At 59.6% G+C, this 14,690-nt stretch carries 15 protein-coding genes; 6 read left to right on the top strand and 9 right to left on the bottom strand.

The window, feature by feature from the left end:
• Positions 1-2: 2 nt before the first annotated feature.
• From FSB78_RS18485 to FSB78_RS18520, 8 genes are all read right to left on the bottom strand, one after another.
• Complete coding sequence (locus FSB78_RS18485) at positions 3-638, bottom strand: 3-oxoacid CoA-transferase subunit B (RefSeq protein WP_147084435.1); 636 nt, start codon at positions 636-638, stop codon at positions 3-5.
• A 14-nt stretch (positions 639-652) separates the two neighbouring features.
• Positions 653-1,336, bottom strand: a complete 684-nt coding sequence (locus FSB78_RS18490; RefSeq protein ID WP_147084364.1) for a 3-oxoacid CoA-transferase subunit A — start codon at positions 1,334-1,336, stop codon at positions 653-655.
• Positions 1,326-3,014 carry a GMC family oxidoreductase gene (locus FSB78_RS18495; protein ID WP_147084365.1) on the bottom strand — a complete coding sequence of 563 codons (1,689 nt, stop codon included), beginning with the start codon at positions 3,012-3,014 and terminating at the stop codon, positions 1,326-1,328. Before FSB78_RS18495 ends, FSB78_RS18490 begins: the two co-directional genes overlap by 11 nt.
• 60 nt (positions 3,015-3,074) lie before the next feature.
• Positions 3,075-3,395: a Dabb family protein gene (locus FSB78_RS18500; RefSeq protein ID WP_147084366.1), complete on the bottom strand. Its 321-nt coding sequence runs from the start codon at positions 3,393-3,395 to the stop codon at positions 3,075-3,077.
• Between the two features lie 6 nt (positions 3,396-3,401).
• Positions 3,402-3,704, bottom strand: coding sequence for a YciI family protein (locus tag FSB78_RS18505; protein ID WP_147084367.1), 303 nt, complete (start codon positions 3,702-3,704; stop codon positions 3,402-3,404).
• Between the two features lie 118 nt (positions 3,705-3,822).
• Positions 3,823-4,743 carry an SMP-30/gluconolactonase/LRE family protein gene (locus tag FSB78_RS18510; protein WP_147084368.1) on the bottom strand — a complete coding sequence of 307 codons (921 nt, stop codon included), beginning with the start codon at positions 4,741-4,743 and terminating at the stop codon, positions 3,823-3,825.
• 46 nt (positions 4,744-4,789) lie between these two features.
• Positions 4,790-5,308: a nuclear transport factor 2 family protein gene (locus tag FSB78_RS18515; RefSeq protein WP_158638045.1), complete on the bottom strand. Its 519-nt coding sequence runs from the start codon at positions 5,306-5,308 to the stop codon at positions 4,790-4,792.
• Between the two features lie 250 nt (positions 5,309-5,558).
• On the bottom strand, positions 5,559-6,500 hold the full coding sequence (locus FSB78_RS18520; RefSeq protein WP_147084370.1) for a LysR family transcriptional regulator: 942 nt from the start codon (positions 6,498-6,500) through the stop codon (positions 5,559-5,561).
• Between the two features lie 178 nt (positions 6,501-6,678).
• On the opposite strand from FSB78_RS18520, the gene FSB78_RS18525 reads away from it, so the two are divergent.
• Positions 6,679-7,851, top strand: a complete 1,173-nt coding sequence (locus FSB78_RS18525; RefSeq protein WP_147084371.1) for an alpha-hydroxy acid oxidase — start codon at positions 6,679-6,681, stop codon at positions 7,849-7,851.
• Here FSB78_RS18525 and FSB78_RS18530 read toward each other — a convergent pair.
• Entirely contained in the window at positions 7,848-8,906 is a 1,059-nt protein-coding gene (locus FSB78_RS18530) for a maleylacetate reductase (protein WP_147084372.1), read from the bottom strand. The two genes, FSB78_RS18525 and FSB78_RS18530, sit on opposite strands and share 4 nt — an antisense overlap.
• Positions 8,907-9,117: 211 nt before the next feature.
• On the opposite strand from FSB78_RS18530, the gene FSB78_RS18535 reads away from it, so the two are divergent.
• From FSB78_RS18535 to FSB78_RS18555, 5 genes are all read left to right on the top strand, one after another.
• A complete protein-coding gene (locus tag FSB78_RS18535; protein ID WP_242008458.1) occupies positions 9,118-10,113 on the top strand; it encodes a dioxygenase family protein in 996 nt (331 codons plus the stop codon).
• Positions 10,110-11,522 (top strand): amidohydrolase family protein, encoded by a 1,413-nt coding sequence (locus FSB78_RS18540; protein WP_199743316.1) that lies wholly within the window; start codon positions 10,110-10,112, stop codon positions 11,520-11,522. Before FSB78_RS18535 ends, FSB78_RS18540 begins: the two co-directional genes overlap by 4 nt.
• 65 nt (positions 11,523-11,587) lie before the next feature.
• Positions 11,588-12,157, top strand: coding sequence for an NADPH-dependent FMN reductase (locus FSB78_RS18545; protein WP_147084373.1), 570 nt, complete (start codon positions 11,588-11,590; stop codon positions 12,155-12,157).
• Between the two features lie 46 nt (positions 12,158-12,203).
• A complete protein-coding gene (locus FSB78_RS18550) occupies positions 12,204-13,001 on the top strand; it encodes an EthD domain-containing protein (protein ID WP_147084374.1) in 798 nt (265 codons plus the stop codon).
• 233 nt (positions 13,002-13,234) lie between these two features.
• Positions 13,235-14,569, top strand: a complete 1,335-nt coding sequence (locus FSB78_RS18555) for an MFS transporter (protein ID WP_199743317.1) — start codon at positions 13,235-13,237, stop codon at positions 14,567-14,569.
• Positions 14,570-14,690: the final 121 nt, after the last annotated feature.

The following is a 14,690-nucleotide window of genomic DNA, read 5'->3' on the forward strand; positions in this document are numbered from 1 at the left end:
TTTCATGCCATGAGCGAAAGGTTCGTAAGACGGCCGAGTTCGTCCAAAGATAGGCCCTTGACCATCTCGATAACGCGCACTGCTTTCTTACGAATCTCGAAGACTGCGAGGTCCGTATAGACCCGTGAGACGCAAGCGAGCGCCGTTAAAGGGTAGGTGCAAGCCTCCACGAGCTTGCTTTCGCCTTGCTTAGTCAGGAGTTCCATCACCACGAAGGTCTCTCGCGCACCAATTGCGAGATCCATTGCTCCCCCGACGGCCGGGATCGCGCCTGCTTCTGCCGTATGCCAGTTGGCGAGATCGCCTCGGACCGACACTTGGAAGGCGCCAAGCACACAGATATCAATATGACCGCCGCGCATCATCGCGAAGCTGTCTGCATGATGAAAGAAGCTGCCACCTTTAAGCAGGGTCACTGCCTGTTTGCCTGCGTTGATCAACTCCCAGTCCTCCTCGCCAGGAGCCGGTGCCGCCCCCATGCCGAGCACGCCGTTCTCGCTCTGCAGCACGATCTCCCGCTCGAGCGGCAGATAATTCGCAACCTTGGTCGGCAGGCCAATGCCGAGATTTACATAGGCCCCCTCCGGGATATCCTCGGCGACGCGTGCTGCCATCTGGTCACGGGATAAACGCTGCACACTAGCAACTCCGGTCATGCCGCAACTACCGGCTTAGAGGTGATTTCCACAACGCGCCGCACGAAGATACCTGGCGTCACGATGACTTCGGGATCGAGTGCACCCAAGGACACGATTTCGTTGACCTGCGCGATCGTAATTTTCGCGGCGCTGGCCATGATCGGGCCGAAATTCCGGGCTGTCTTGCTGTAAACGAGGTTGCCCCAGCGATCGCCCCGGTGCGCCTTGATTAACGCAAAGTCGGCGTAGATTGGGAGTTCTAGGACGTAGTCGCGACCATTGATGCGGCGCGTTTCCTTGCCTTCGGCGAGAAGCGTCCCGAACCCAGTAGGCGTAAAAATCGCGCCAAGGCCCGCACCGGCCGCTTGGATGCGTGCCGCAAGATTGCCTTGCGGCACTAACTCCAGTTCGATCTCTCCAGCCCGATAGGCTGCATCGAAGTGATGCGAATCCGACTGGCGTGGGAAGGAACAGATGATTTTGCGGACCCGGCCCTCCCGAATGAGTGCTGCGACGCCGCGCTCGCCGTTGCCGGCGTTGTTATTAACGATCGTGAGATCCCGCGCGCCTGAGGCTAGGAGGGCTTCGACTAAATCGTCGGGCATTCCGGCAGTGCCGAAGCCACCGATCATCACCGACGCCCCGTCATGGATGTCAGCCACAGCCGCCTCTACTTGACGGATAGACTTATCGATCATTCGAACTGTCCTCCCGCTCGAAGGAAGCGCTGATCCGCTCGGCCGCAAGTTCTGCGAGCATCATTGTCGGTAGGTTGGTGTTCGCCCCGGGGATGCTTGGCATAACGGAGGCATCGACAACGTACAGGTTCGTGGTGCCGTAGACCCGAAAACTTTCATCGACCACCGCCATCGGATCGTCGGCGCGTCCCATGGCGCAGGTGCCCACGGGATGCCCCATTGGGCTAATCGACGAGAGGATCTGCTGATCGGAAACCGTCCGCCCGCCGCCGTGGAAAGCCGCTGGCGCGCCGCTCTTGAAAGCGCGACTGAAAATTGCCCGTCGGATCGGCGTTGGTGCGCTCGCGGCGGCTTCTGCGGCTAACGCTAGAAACTTTCCGGCTAGACCTGGTCGATTGAACTGCTTGACCGCCAGGGCTCCGGGCAGCAGAAAAGCCTCGTTATATTCGGCGGAGACGCCGGGGTCGCGGAGCATTTGCTCTGCGCACCGGGCAGCTTGGATCATACGGGGCGGGTCGTCAGGGTCCGACATGAAGCGAAAATTGATGTTGGGATTACCCTGCGGATCGTCTGGATTGAGCGTGACCGTTCCTCGGGATTTTGGGGAATAGAGCGCACTTCCAACCAGTGCAAAACTCGGCCCATAGGACTGCCCGCTAACCCTGCCGATCACAAAATTGAACAAATCGCTTGGCGGCGTGCCAGGCCGGTTCGATGATGATTTTAGTCCGGCAAAGGCCCAGCGTCTCAGATGGTTCGCGATACGCTTCCCGCGCGGGAGCGTCAGCGCAAAAAACATATATGGGTGGTTTTGAAGATTTCGGCCGACGCCCGCGCGCTCCAGTACAGGCTCGATACCAATAGCCGACAACTCGTCGCCGGGACCGATACCTGACCTCAAGAGGAGGGCCGGGGAATAGATCGCGCCTGCCGACACGATAATCCGGCGCGCGTGCACATTGATGATAGTGCCCTCGCGTACCGCTTCGATCCCCGTCACTTCGGTGCCGGACATGCATAGCCGGGTGACGTGCGTATCGCCAAGAATCTGCAGATTGGACCGCGCGCGGACCTCTGCGGTCAAATAGCAACTCGCTGAGGTCACGCGAGCCGCGTCATCGATCGCGTTTGGAATGGCGAAGAAGCCGTCGCCGGGCTGCTCGTTGATGTCTACCAGATAGGGCAGGCCGGAGCGTTCCGCCGCCTGCTCCATCGCCCGGGCGAAGGGCGGCCATTGCTCTTTGGGGATGCGGGAGATGGGATGCGGACCAGCAGGTCTATCTTGGCGCTCCCGGTCATTCTCGATCTTCCGGAAGTAGGGCACAACCTCTTCCCAGGAGAGGCCCTCGGCACCAGATTCCGCCCATCGCGCATAATCCGAAGGCGTGCCTCGCATAGCAAACATTCCGTTGATGCTAGAGCCGCCTCCCATGACGCGCGCCTGGGGATAGGGGGCCGGCACGGCATCATCGCGCATTCTCGCGGTAAGACCGCTCCAGAAGTATTCCTCATTCAGCGTAGCCGCGGGGAAGGGGTCGCGGACGTCATCCGGCTCCGGGATCCCAACGTCCCTGCCTGCCTCCAAAAGAACGACTCTACAGAGGCTATTTTCCGAAAGACGGGCAGCCATGATGGCACCTGCCGTGCCTCCACCGATTACGAGAACGTCAGTTTGCATACGCGTCTCTCACCGTTGGCGCCGGCGGCAAACAAATCGCCATAGGTGCGTTGGCCCGCACTACGCTGCGACCTCGTCCAGCGTGGGATAATCCACCTGGTGCCTGCGGATGCGCAGGTCGCCCAATTCGTCGCGTACCCGCACGTGCGCTGGATGGGTCGCGTAAGCGCATAGGGCTTCCTGGCTATTAAAGACGCTGTAGAGAACGACGTCGCAAGCGTACTCGATGCGGCTCGTGTCGATGCCAATCTCGAGAAGGAGGAGCCCGGGGATTTCGCCGCGCAGCGCCTCGAACTTTGCCTTCACAAGGTGAGCAACTCGCTCTCTTTCCGCCGTAGAATCGCCGCGCACGTCCCACATGACAATATGTTTGACAGGCATGCTTTCTCAGCTTTCCGGAAAGCCGACCTTTTGAGGCCAAAGATTATTGAACGGATGGACGGTGCAGTTTGCGTAAATACCGGCAGCGGTGAACGGTTCGCCTGCTACCCATCGTTCCGCAGCCTCTCGGTCCGGAAAGTCGACGACGAGCAGGCTCCCCAATGACGATTGGAGGTCGTCACTCAGTAATGGACCGGCAAACGCAATGCTGTCCGCCACAGCAGCAAGATAGGCCACATGCCGGGGACGGACCTCCTTCCGCAGATCTGCAGCGGCCGGACGGTCAATGAGATAAAAAGCAAATAACACGGCACAACTCCTGTCGATTTAACCGGTCAAGCGCGCGCATTACCCGGCGAGTATAGTTGATCACTCTGGTCAGCCACGTTTCTTTCGGACGGCTGCAATCGCCGTCCATGACCGATCTTCAGATCGCGGACCCGAGCATGAACGGCTCTTTCCGCGGCCCTATCTTTGTTTCGAGGGTGTAAAGAGACGACGACGCAGCAAGGTATAAAGTCCGCCAATCCCGCCCACCCCAATGGAAGTTGCCGACGCGCTCAGGCGTCTGCACCTTTCCGATCAAATCGCCGTCCGGCGAATAGACCCAGAGTCCGCCTGGTGCGGTCACCCAGACATTGCCAAGCTCGTCGCATTTCATTCCGTCCGGGAGGCCGGGATCATCATCTTGCACGATGCCATCCGCAAATATCCGACCATTAAAGAGCGATCCATCGGACTGAACATCGTAGACGCGGATGTTCGTCTGCTCCGTGTCGTTGATGTAGAGCAGTCTTTCGTCGGGTGAGAAGCAAAGTCCGTTGGGCTGACCGAAGGTTTCTCGGTCAACCAGCAACTGTGGCTCTTCACCATCGGGTGGAATGCGGTAGACGCCTTGGAAACCGAGTTCGGCCGCGATATCGACACCGCCGAATTCCGGCATTCGACCGTAGAGCGGATCGGTGAAGTAGATTGACCCATCATCGCGCACCACGATGTCATTCGGACTATTTAGCGTGCGACCTTCGAAATGCGTTGCCAGAATGGTGGGTTTACCGTCAGGCGAATAGCGGGTTACCGCGAACTTTGCCTGCTCGCATATGAGAAGGTTTAGTGTCCGATCATAAGTCATTCCGTTGCCATTATGACTGGGACGCATCACCTCGGTGATCGCGACACCGTCCCAGCGGCGACGAACGTCACCGGGGATGTCGGAGAAAAGAAGATAGTCCTCGCTCGGGTGCCACACCGGCCCTTCAATCCAAATATAGCCAGTTCCGACCTGCCGAGGGGCAGCGTCGAGATCGATCAGACGCTCGAAATCGGGATGAAGGGGCAGGTGAAGCATTATCGCTCGCTCGCTTTTAAACTGTACTGAACGCCTTGCGCCTGTGTCACTGCGCGCTGACGGGATCAGATGCAGGGATCGAACCCGGGCCGCCCTTGAGAGCGAAGCGGCCAGGCCATTGATCTTCGATCTCTGATATGCGGTGCGTGATCCGCCACTTCCCGTCCGCCTCGCGGCGCAGTTTGTCGAGATAGCGGCCCATACCCCAGATGAACGACGGCTCGCCGTCGCGTGGATCGAAACGGAACATGTAGCTCACCACTTCGGCGGTATCTCCGTCGATCTGGACGCGCGGATTGAAGGCAAGGTGCTTGTGGTAGAGGTCCGGCGCATGCGAATGGCGGCGCGCAAAGTCGATCGTGCCGGCTTCGCCTTCCCAGCGGTTCACTGAACCGTCGAGACGCTTCGTTTCTCGAATCGCGTCTCTTGTGAAGACGTCGACCAACCGGTCGAAATCACCGTAATCCAGCGCCTGACCATATTGGTTCAGCGTGTCGACTATGGCGTTTCGATCCTCAAGCGTTTGTAGGCGCTTCTTCAGAGCCTCAATATCGCTATCTTCCATGTCTCTCCCCAAATTTCGCTGCCGACAAGCCTTTAAACCTAACGGCGCACGGTGACCGCGTGCGTAAACCCGCGGGCTAAACTCCATTTCCCGGGCCCAGGTTTTACGCCGGAAGTCGCGCTCGGATAAAGGCGATCCGGCGAAATGTCTTTTCCGTTTGGCGGAAAGATCGCGGTTTTTCAGAGCCGCGCGGTCTTCATCGGCCTTGTGAGCCGGGGTCTTAGGGAAGGCGGCTGGAAGGCACTCAGTCCTAATTCTCCAATCCGACCGGATCTCGATCGAAGCTGGTCCACTTGCTTTCGTAGTCCATCCGATGAAAGTGCTCGACCAGGAAGTCGATGAAAGTTCGGACTTTCGCCGACATGTGCCGGCGACTTTGAAAGGCGAGATTGATCTGGAGCCGCGGCATGTCCCATTCGTCGAGGACCGATATCAGGCGACCAGCAATCAGATCGTCATAAACTACGCATTTCGGCTGAACGAGAATGCCCATGCCTTTTAGGGCAGCGGCGCGCAGCACATGGCCGTCATTCGATTCCAGCAACCCCTTTAATTTGACCTGCGCGGTTTCTTTGCCGCGGCGAAGAACCAAGTCATTGGGTGATTTATCATACGTGTAGATGAGCATTGGCAGGCTCGAGAGGGATTCGACCCCTTCTGGTGGCCCGTGCTTGGCGAGGTATTCAGGTGACACGGTTAGTATCCGGCGTGTCTGTGCCAGGCGGCGGATCATGATTGCCGAATCGTTTTCATACTCGCGTGCGCGGATCGCTACGTCGATATTGTCATCAACCAGATCATGGTATCGATTAGCGACCTCCACATGTACGGTAACGTTAGGGTAGCGCGCCGTGTATTCGTCAAGCAGGGGGGCGATATGCACCGAGAAGAACAGCGATGCAGATACGCGAAGAACGCCTGTCGGATTAAGGCTGGTCGCGTTTACAGCGGTATCCGCTTCGCGCATGTCACCCAGGAACGTCCTGCAGCTGCTATAGTAACTCTCGCCGACTTCCGAGAGCGTCAGCCGTCGGGTACTTCGATGGATCAGGCGGGCACCGAGCCGTTCCTCGAGAGACGATAGATGCCGGCTGGTTGCCGCATTGGACATGCCCAGCGCTTCAGCCGCTTTCGAGAGGCTACCAAGCTCTGCGGTCAGGACAAAAACCTCGACCTCTCTCCACCGATCCATGCATCTCTCCGCTATTAATTATTGGTGATTGGACGCCATGATAGTTCCATCTGGCGGAAATGTCATTTGAACCTATTGGCGCTAACGTCGGCAGCCCTGCTGCCATACGATGTGCGTAGTTTGAGGATTGGAGGCTCTTCGGACTGCTCGTACGGACCTCCAGAGAAGGTCGGAAAGCATGCCCATCGTTACCTGCGTGGAAGACCTTCGGCTTCTGGCTCGGAAGCGCGTACCGCGCATGTTCTACGATTATGCGGATTCAGGATCCTGGACGGAAACCACCTACCGCGCCAACGAGACGGACTTTGCCAAGATTAAGCTTCGGCAACGCGTGGCGGTGAACATGGAGGATCGCACGCTAGCGTCGACGATGGTCGGCATTCCTGTCGCCATGCCAGTGGCTTTATCGCCGACGGGTTTAACCGGGATGCAGCATGCGGACGGCGAAATCCTCGCCGCGCGCGCTGCCAAGAAATTCGGGATACCGTTCACCTTGTCGACGATGAGCATCTGCTCAATCGAGGACATTGCCACCCACACGAGCGCTCCTTTCTGGTTCCAGCTCTACATGATGCGCGATCGCGGGTTCATGGAGCGGCTCATCGAGCGGGCACGCGCTGCAAAGTGCAGCGCTCTCGTCCTGACCCTCGATCTGCAAATCCTCGGTCAACGCCACAAAGACCTGCGTAATGGGCTGTCGGCCCCCCCCAAGCTCACGATCCCGAATATCGTGAACATTGCGACCAAGCCGCGCTGGTGGACATCGATGCTGCGCACCCGCCGCCACAGCTTCGGCAACATCGTCGGACACGTACAGGGCGTCGAGGATGTCAGCAGCCTATCGTCGTGGACAGCCACGCAGTTCGATCCGAAGCTTGATTGGGACGACGTTAAATGGGTCCGCAAGCTTTGGGGTGGCAAGCTTATCTTGAAAGGCCTCATGGATCCGGAGGACGCACGGCTTGCGGCGGATTCTGGAGCCGATGCATTGATCGTCAGCAATCATGGCGGTCGACAATTGGATGGCGCCCCGAGTTCTATTGAGGCGCTGCCAGCAATCGTAGACGCGGTTGGTAGCGGAACCGAGGTTTGGGTCGATGGCGGCATCCGTTCGGGCCAGGACGTACTTAAGGCCATCGCATTGGGTGCGCATGCGACGATGATCGGGCGGCCATTCCTCTACGGCCTTGGTGCGCTTGGCGAGGAGGGAGTAGCGCGTTGCCTTGAGATCATCCGCAATGAATTGGATGTGACGATGGCGCTTTGCGGGCACCGAGACATCCGAACGGTCAGCAGAGATATCCTGCTCTCCGGTCCGTTCGTCCCCGCGGGCCGAACAGCCGCTGCTTAGTCTGATTGCGGCGGTTCCCCGTTCCAGGCCCGCGTGATCAGAGCGCAGATAGGGGCGCTTTCGAGCGCTCGTGGGTTCCAGTAGGGGTTGGCCAAGGCGCGCTCGGTTGCTTCGTTGATCGCGGTACCAAGCATACCTAAGTCCTTCAGCCCGCGCGCTGCTCCTACGGTTCCCGCCAGCTCGTAGAGCGCCCGAGCCGGGTCCGGCCCCAGCACCCCCTCTAGCTGCGCTTTGACCTCCGGCACCGCCGGCAGGTTATAGGCGAGCGCGTGCGGCAACACGATTGTATGCGTCTCGGAGTGCGGCAGGTTGAACGAACCTCCGAGCGTATGGCAAAGCTTGTGATGAATCGCCATGCCGACGGCTCCAAGGCATGTGCCGCACAGCCACGCACCATAGAGCGCTTTGGCGCGTGCACCGCGATCGTCGGGATTGTCCATGATCCCAGGCAGCGCCTGCGTCAGCGCTCCGATGCCCTCCAGCGCCATCAGCGAGACGATTGGATTGCGGTCGCGCGCATATAACGCCTCCACAGCGTGCGCGATGGCGTTCAGGCCGCTCGTGCCGGATAACCTCGGTGGCAACGACAGGGTGAGATCCACGTCATAGACCACGACTTCCGGCAGGACCCTTGAGTCTGACTGCGTAACTTTCGCCCCATCCTTCGTCTCGCCGAGGATCGGGGTCATCTCGGAGCCGGCGTAGGTGGTCGGCACAGCGATCTGCGGAAGATCGGTGCGCATCGCCAGTGCCTTCCCGAGCCCAATCGCCGAACCGCCGCCGACAGCGACAATGCCGTCAACCCGTGCGTCGCCGACGACTGACATCGCGCGCTCGGTAACCTCCACGGGTGTGTGCATCACAGCGTTGGCGAACATCTCGGCCGCGCGTGCACCGAGTTGGGAGGCTACGAGATGCGCTTGGTCAGTCTGATCGGCGGTTGAGACAATGAGCAACCGCTCAAGACCAAGCCGCTCCGCTTCGTCGCCAAGGCGCTCGATAGTACCTGTACCAAACACCACACGGCTCGGATTAGCAGCGTAAACAAAGTCCATCGCGGGATATCTCCAGGCGTGCGGGATCGCACGACGGTAGAGCCAGAGCCGATCAGATACACACCTGCCTAACGCGGATCATGCCACCCCCGAGCAAAACAACCTTCCACCAGCCGGAACGATCGCGGACCGGCATGCGAGGTCAGACAATATCGAACGTCCGGTTATGCACTGCAGCCGTTGTTCCAGCGGGCGGAAATATGATTTCCGCGTGGCTGGCTTGGTGTTCGTTCGTGCTCACCGCTACCTCGCGCCATTGGTGAAATTGGGCGAACCCATGCGCAACCTCGACGAAGACAATATCACCCGCGCTGTTCTCGCGATGCACGCGAGAGCGCAAAGTGTCCGACTCAAGCAGGTGATGACCAGCCTGGTGCAGCATCTTCACGCCTTCGCGCGGGACGTTCAGCTCACCGAAGCGGAGTGGTTTGAAGGGATTCAGTTCCTTACGAACGTGGGCCACATCACAACCGACGTGCGGCAGGAGTTTATCCTGCTGTCCGACACGCTCGGCCTCTCTATGCTGGTAACTGCCTTGAACAACAAGAAGCCCCGTGAATGCACAGAGGCGACTGTGTTCGGTCCTTTCCATGTCGAAGGCTCTCCGCATTTCGAACTGGGAGAGGACGTTTCGGAAGGCGTCCTAGGGGAGCCGTGTTTCGTCAAGGGCTGCATCGTCGGCCTTGACGACGAGCCGGTTCCGCGTGCCGAGCTACAGGTCTGGCAGGCGGACGCTACGGGGATGTATGATGTCCAGTACGACGCGCTTCCTGACGGAACCCATGAGCATCACGCGCGCGGCACCCTTAACGCGGACGAACGCGGTCAATTTCATTTTCGGACGGTCCGCGCCGAAGCTTACCCAATCCCCCACGACGGGCCGGTTGGGCGGATGCTGGAAGCGCTCGGTCGGCATCCTTGGCGGCCGGCGCACCTGCACTTCATGATAACCGCACCAGGGTATGAGCGCCTGATCACCCACGTTTTCCGCGAGGGTGACAAGTATCTAGATTCGGACGCCGTTTTTGGGGTGCGCTCTTCGCTCATCACCAAATGGATCGAGCATCCCGCCGGGGAAACCCCTGATGGCGGGCACAGCGAGACAGCGTTCTACACCATGGATTTCCGATTTGTCCTGAACCCGCTCGCTGTACAAGGGGAACTGCCGGTACGGCGGAAGCGGGCATCAGCCACGCGAGCGACATGATGCGCGACAAGCGAACCCTGATCACCGGCGCGGGCCTGATTTCGATGGATGACAAGATCGGCGTGCTCAATCGCGCCTCGATCCTCATCGAGGGCACGAAGATCCGCGACGTCGGCGTCGATCTTCCGATCAGCGCTGATGACGTCGACGAAAGCATCGATGCAACGGGTTCCATCATTGTGCCCGGCTTTATCAACGCGCACATGCATACCTGGCAGACAGCGCTACGCGGCGTCGCCAGCAACTGGACGCTCGCGGAATATTTCCGCTGGGTTCATGCCGGCCTGGCGACCAGATTTACGCCCGCTGATCTTGAAATTGGCACCTATGCGGGTGCTATGAACCAGCTGAACGTGGGCACAACGACCCTCGTCGATTGGTGTCACAATAATCCGACCCCTGCTCATACCGATGCAGCGATCGATGGTCTTGAGCGTAGCGGTATCCGCGCCGCCTTCTTCCACGGAAGCCCGAAGCCAGACCCTAAACCCGGTGAACGGCCATTCTGGGAGGTCGCACATCCCCGCCAAGAGGTCGAACGACTGCTATCCCAGGCCCGCTTTGGCCCGGGGTCGCTGCTGAGCCTCGGCATGGCGATCCTCGGGCCGCATTACTCGACACTCGAGGTTTCCCTAGCCGACTTCGCTCTAGCGCGCGAGCTCAACCTTACTGCGTCGATGCACCAAGGGGGGGGGGCGCCGCGCGAGCCGGGAGGCTGGGACAAACTCGAGAAGCAGGGCCTTCTCGGGCCCCACATCAATATCGTCCATGGCAACGACCTTGGGGACGACCGGCTTGACCGGTTCGTCGATCATGGAATGAGTTTCTCGGTCACACCGGAAAACGAGATGACACAGGGCCATGGCCACCCGATCATCGGCCGGCTGCGGGATCGCGGTGTCGCGCCATCGATCGGCGTGGATTTGGAGTCCGGCCTGTCCGGTGAGATGTTCACCGCAGCCCGCACCGCGCTCGTCCACCAGCGCTCGCTCGATAACGCCGCGTTCCGTTCAGCCGCTGCCGTCGATCAGGCACCTATTCCGTCGACATCGACGATCGCGACGGCCGAGGCGCTTCGGTGGGTGACGATCGAGGGCGCCCGCATGATCGGGCAACTCGATCGGATTGGTTCGGTGACGCCCGGCAAGGACGCGGATATCGTTCTGATCGACGCGCGCCTTCCTAATATGCAGCCTGTACATGATCTCATCAACAGCGCGCTGATGCAGACCAGCCTGGCAAACATCGCCTCTGTTATGGTCGCGGGTATCTGGCGCAAGCGACGCGGTGCGCTCGTCGATGAGATGGGCCGAGCGCTCGACCCGGCGGCATGGCTGGATCCGCTGCGCGCCTCGGGCGCACGCCTCGCCGCAGACGTCGGCCTCCGGTCTCTGCTCGGCGACTCATAGCGCGCGATCAAGTGCGCATCAGCCGGCGGATCACCGCCACCCAACCTCAAGGAAACACAATTATCATGACCCAACTCGATATAGTCGGAATCTGCGGTAGTCTGCGTGCCGGTTCCATTAATCGCCTAGCGCTTCAGCTGATCGGCCAGTCGATGCCGGAGCAAATGTCGCTTGATCTCATCGACATGCGTGAAATTCCGATGTTCGACGGCGACCTACTCGCTCAAGGGCTTCCAGCGTCAGTCGTGGCGCTGCGCGAGCGGATCAGGAAGGCCGATGCCGTCGTCATCGCCACACCGGAATATAACTACTCCATTCCCGGCATGCTCAAGAATGCCCTCGATTGGGTAAGCCGCGGCGACGATCAGCCGTTCAACTATAAGCCGGTAGCCATTCTCTCGGCCTCGCCCGGCCCGGTCGGCGGTGCCCGCGTGCAATATGATCTCCGCAAGGTCTTGCTGTTCATGAATGCGCAGGTGCTTGCCAAACCGGAGGTCTTCATCGGCGGGGCGGTTGGCAAATTTGCCGAGGATGGCAGCTGTAGGGACGAGGTCACCAAGAAGTTTGCCAACGATCAGATGACGGCCTTCCATCACTGGATCGGTGCGGTGAAGCGGATGACCAGCACGAACTGAACCCACTACCCGGCAGGCTCGCTCGCGATGGGGCGGGCCTGTTGTCATGATCGCCCTTCTTTCCGGCCGCCGCCCAGAAGCGTTGCTGCCGAGCCCTTCCAGAGGCACCGAAATGGCGCAGCCCAAACAGAAGCCGCTCTACCTTCTCAAACGCCTGGCCTCCCTCACGCAGGCGCAATTCACCGATCATTGGCTGAACGTTCATGCAGCGTTGCTGAGATCAATACCGGAATGGTCGCGGCTGCGTAGCGGTTACGTCCAGAACCACCTGATCGGATCAGGCCTGATCGGCGATTGGACGTTTCCCTATGATGGCGTGACGCAGGTGTTCGTCCGTCCAGGGACCGAGGGCGGCCCCGCCTTTCCGCAGCTACCAGTTTTCCACGATAAGGTCGTTCCCGACGAATTGAGCTTCCTCGATCGCGAGCGCGTCATTGTTCTCAAGACGCTCGAACACATCGTTCTGCCCGGCAGCGCAGCGGTGAAAGTCATCGTCTTCCATCGTCGATACCCAGGCACTACGCTAGAGTCGTTCATCGAGCACTGGCAGGGCGCTCACAAGGACCGCCTCCTTGAACAGGTCGACTTTACGCAAGAAATTCGCGGCTATCGCCAAAATCCTCTGATCGCGGGCGAAAGTCGCTACCTTTCAGGTGAGCCTCTCGAAGCGAGCGAGGACTTCGACGGCGCTTCCGAATTTTGGTTCGACACGGTGAACGCGGCGGTGACAGCCTTCGCTTCGAGAGGATTCAAGGTCGCCATACGCGACGACCCGACAGGCCATTTTTCAATCAGGCGTGAATACGCGTGCCTCGTCAACCCGGTCATCATCCTCCCGGAATGACGCCACGCCCGACTCCATGGATTTAGCTCGTTCATCAAAGCGATTTTTCCGGCCACTGGAAAAGAGATTTATCCAACCTGCCGTTTATCAAGCTGGAATCGTGTTCTACCTTTCATAGTAGCGGAAGTGATCTCTATGCCTTCCTGACGGCTGCCATGCCGCCTTGCGGCAAGACCGGGTCTCCTTCCGCCAACAAAGATGCCAGCACTTGGCACGAGCAGTGAGGGAGAGTCATGAGCATGGTTGCGTCTGATAAGCCGATCCTGCCCGACAGGTCTGACGCTGTCGCGGATCGACGCGAGTTTCGGCGCGTGATCGTCTCTGGTTATCTCGGGTGTTCAATCGAGTTCTACGACTTCTTCCTTTATAGTGCCGCAGCCGCGCTTGTTTTTGGGCCTGTCTTTTTCGGCGACCTTTCTCCACTGATGAGCACGGTCGCGGCCTATGCGACGTTTGCCGCCGGCTTCATCGCGCGGCCGCTCGGCGGTATTATCTTCGGACACTTCGGAGATCGGCTCGGGCGCAAGCGGATGCTGATCATCACGATTTGGATGATGGGCATCGCCTCTGTGCTGGTCGGGTTGCTTCCAACGCCGGCGACCATCGGCTGGCTCGCGCCGGCCTTGCTGGTCTTCCTTCGGGTTGTCCAAGGTCTGGCAGTAGGGGGCGAGTATGGCGGCGCTCTGATGATGGCGGTCGAGCATGGCGACCAGTCTCGTCGCGGCTTCTTCGCTTCACTCATCGCGATCGGCGCGCCGACAGGTACCGTGCTGGGCTCGATCGCATTCGGCCTGGTCAGGCTTTTGCCCAACGACCAATTCCTGGATTGGGGATGGCGGCTGCCGTTCCTTTCGAGTGCGGTGCTGCTCGGACTTGGTCTCTACATCCGGAACCAGGTCAGCGAATCCCCGGTATTCCTTGAAGCACTGGAACGGGAAGGCAACGACAACCGCTTCCCGCTCGGACAATTATTACGCTTGGAGTGGAAGCCCGTCATCCTCTCCGTGGTGATTTCGGCAGGGCCGCTTGCTGTCTTCATTGTCGGATCGACGTTCACCCAGACCTACATCGAGAAGATTGGCTTCGATACGACCGTTGCGCTGTTTGCGCTGGCAATCGCTAATCTGGTCAATTTGGCCTGGTTTCCGGTCTGCGCGCACCTGAGTGATAAGTACGGTCGCCGCCCCGTGCTGCTCGTTGGCTTCTTGCTCTCGCTGCTGCTCGTCGGCCCCAATTTCATGCTGGTCACAACCGGCAATCCTTATCTTACGGTGCTGGCTTTCTGGCTGCTCGGGTCGTTCGCGGCCGGGCCGATCTACGGATCCCTGGGCGCATTCCTCAGCGAGCAGTTCAGCACGCAGACCCGATATACCGGCGCGTCGATCGGCTATCAACTCGGCTCGACCTTGGGTGCCGGCCTCACCCCGCTGATCGTAACCTCGATCTATGCCGCCAGTGGGGGCACCACCGTCGTTGGTGTTTGCGCCTTCCTAATCGGCTTCTGCCTGATCTCGATGCTGTGTGTCGCGCTGTCTCCGGAAACACGCGGCATGAGCATCTCGAACTAAGGGGCTCGTCTATGAAGCGCGTGCCACCCTAATCGTCGCGCAAGCCGACAAAAGCCGATCGTCCAGACATCACCGACGCCCAGTCGTCTGTGAGCGGGGGGGCGTTTGCACTCAATCAAGC

Source organism: Sphingomonas ginsenosidivorax, assembly GCF_007995065.1.
GTDB classification, from domain to species: Bacteria; Pseudomonadota; Alphaproteobacteria; order Sphingomonadales; family Sphingomonadaceae; genus Sphingomonas; species Sphingomonas ginsenosidivorax.

Coding starts and splice junctions, on each gene's coding strand:
- FSB78_RS18490 (WP_147084364.1), bottom strand. CDS start 1,336: ATGATCGATAAGTCTATCCGTCAAGTAGAGGCGGCTGTGGCTGACATC.
- FSB78_RS18495 (WP_147084365.1), bottom strand. CDS start 3,014: ATGCAAACTGACGTTCTCGTAATCGGTGGAGGCACGGCAGGTGCCATC.
- FSB78_RS18500 (WP_147084366.1), bottom strand. CDS start 3,395: ATGCCTGTCAAACATATTGTCATGTGGGACGTGCGCGGCGATTCTACG.
- FSB78_RS18510 (WP_147084368.1), bottom strand. CDS start 4,743: ATGCTTCACCTGCCCCTTCATCCCGATTTCGAGCGTCTGATCGATCTC.
- FSB78_RS18515 (WP_158638045.1), bottom strand. CDS start 5,308: ATGGAAGATAGCGATATTGAGGCTCTGAAGAAGCGCCTACAAACGCTT.
- FSB78_RS18520 (WP_147084370.1), bottom strand. CDS start 6,500: ATGGATCGGTGGAGAGAGGTCGAGGTTTTTGTCCTGACCGCAGAGCTT.
- FSB78_RS18525 (WP_147084371.1), top strand. CDS start 6,679: ATGCCCATCGTTACCTGCGTGGAAGACCTTCGGCTTCTGGCTCGGAAG.
- FSB78_RS18530 (WP_147084372.1), bottom strand. CDS start 8,906: ATGGACTTTGTTTACGCTGCTAATCCGAGCCGTGTGGTGTTTGGTACA.
- FSB78_RS18540 (WP_199743316.1), top strand. CDS start 10,110: ATGATGCGCGACAAGCGAACCCTGATCACCGGCGCGGGCCTGATTTCG.
- FSB78_RS18545 (WP_147084373.1), top strand. CDS start 11,588: ATGACCCAACTCGATATAGTCGGAATCTGCGGTAGTCTGCGTGCCGGT.
- FSB78_RS18550 (WP_147084374.1), top strand. CDS start 12,204: ATGATCGCCCTTCTTTCCGGCCGCCGCCCAGAAGCGTTGCTGCCGAGC.
- FSB78_RS18555 (WP_199743317.1), top strand. CDS start 13,235: ATGAGCATGGTTGCGTCTGATAAGCCGATCCTGCCCGACAGGTCTGAC.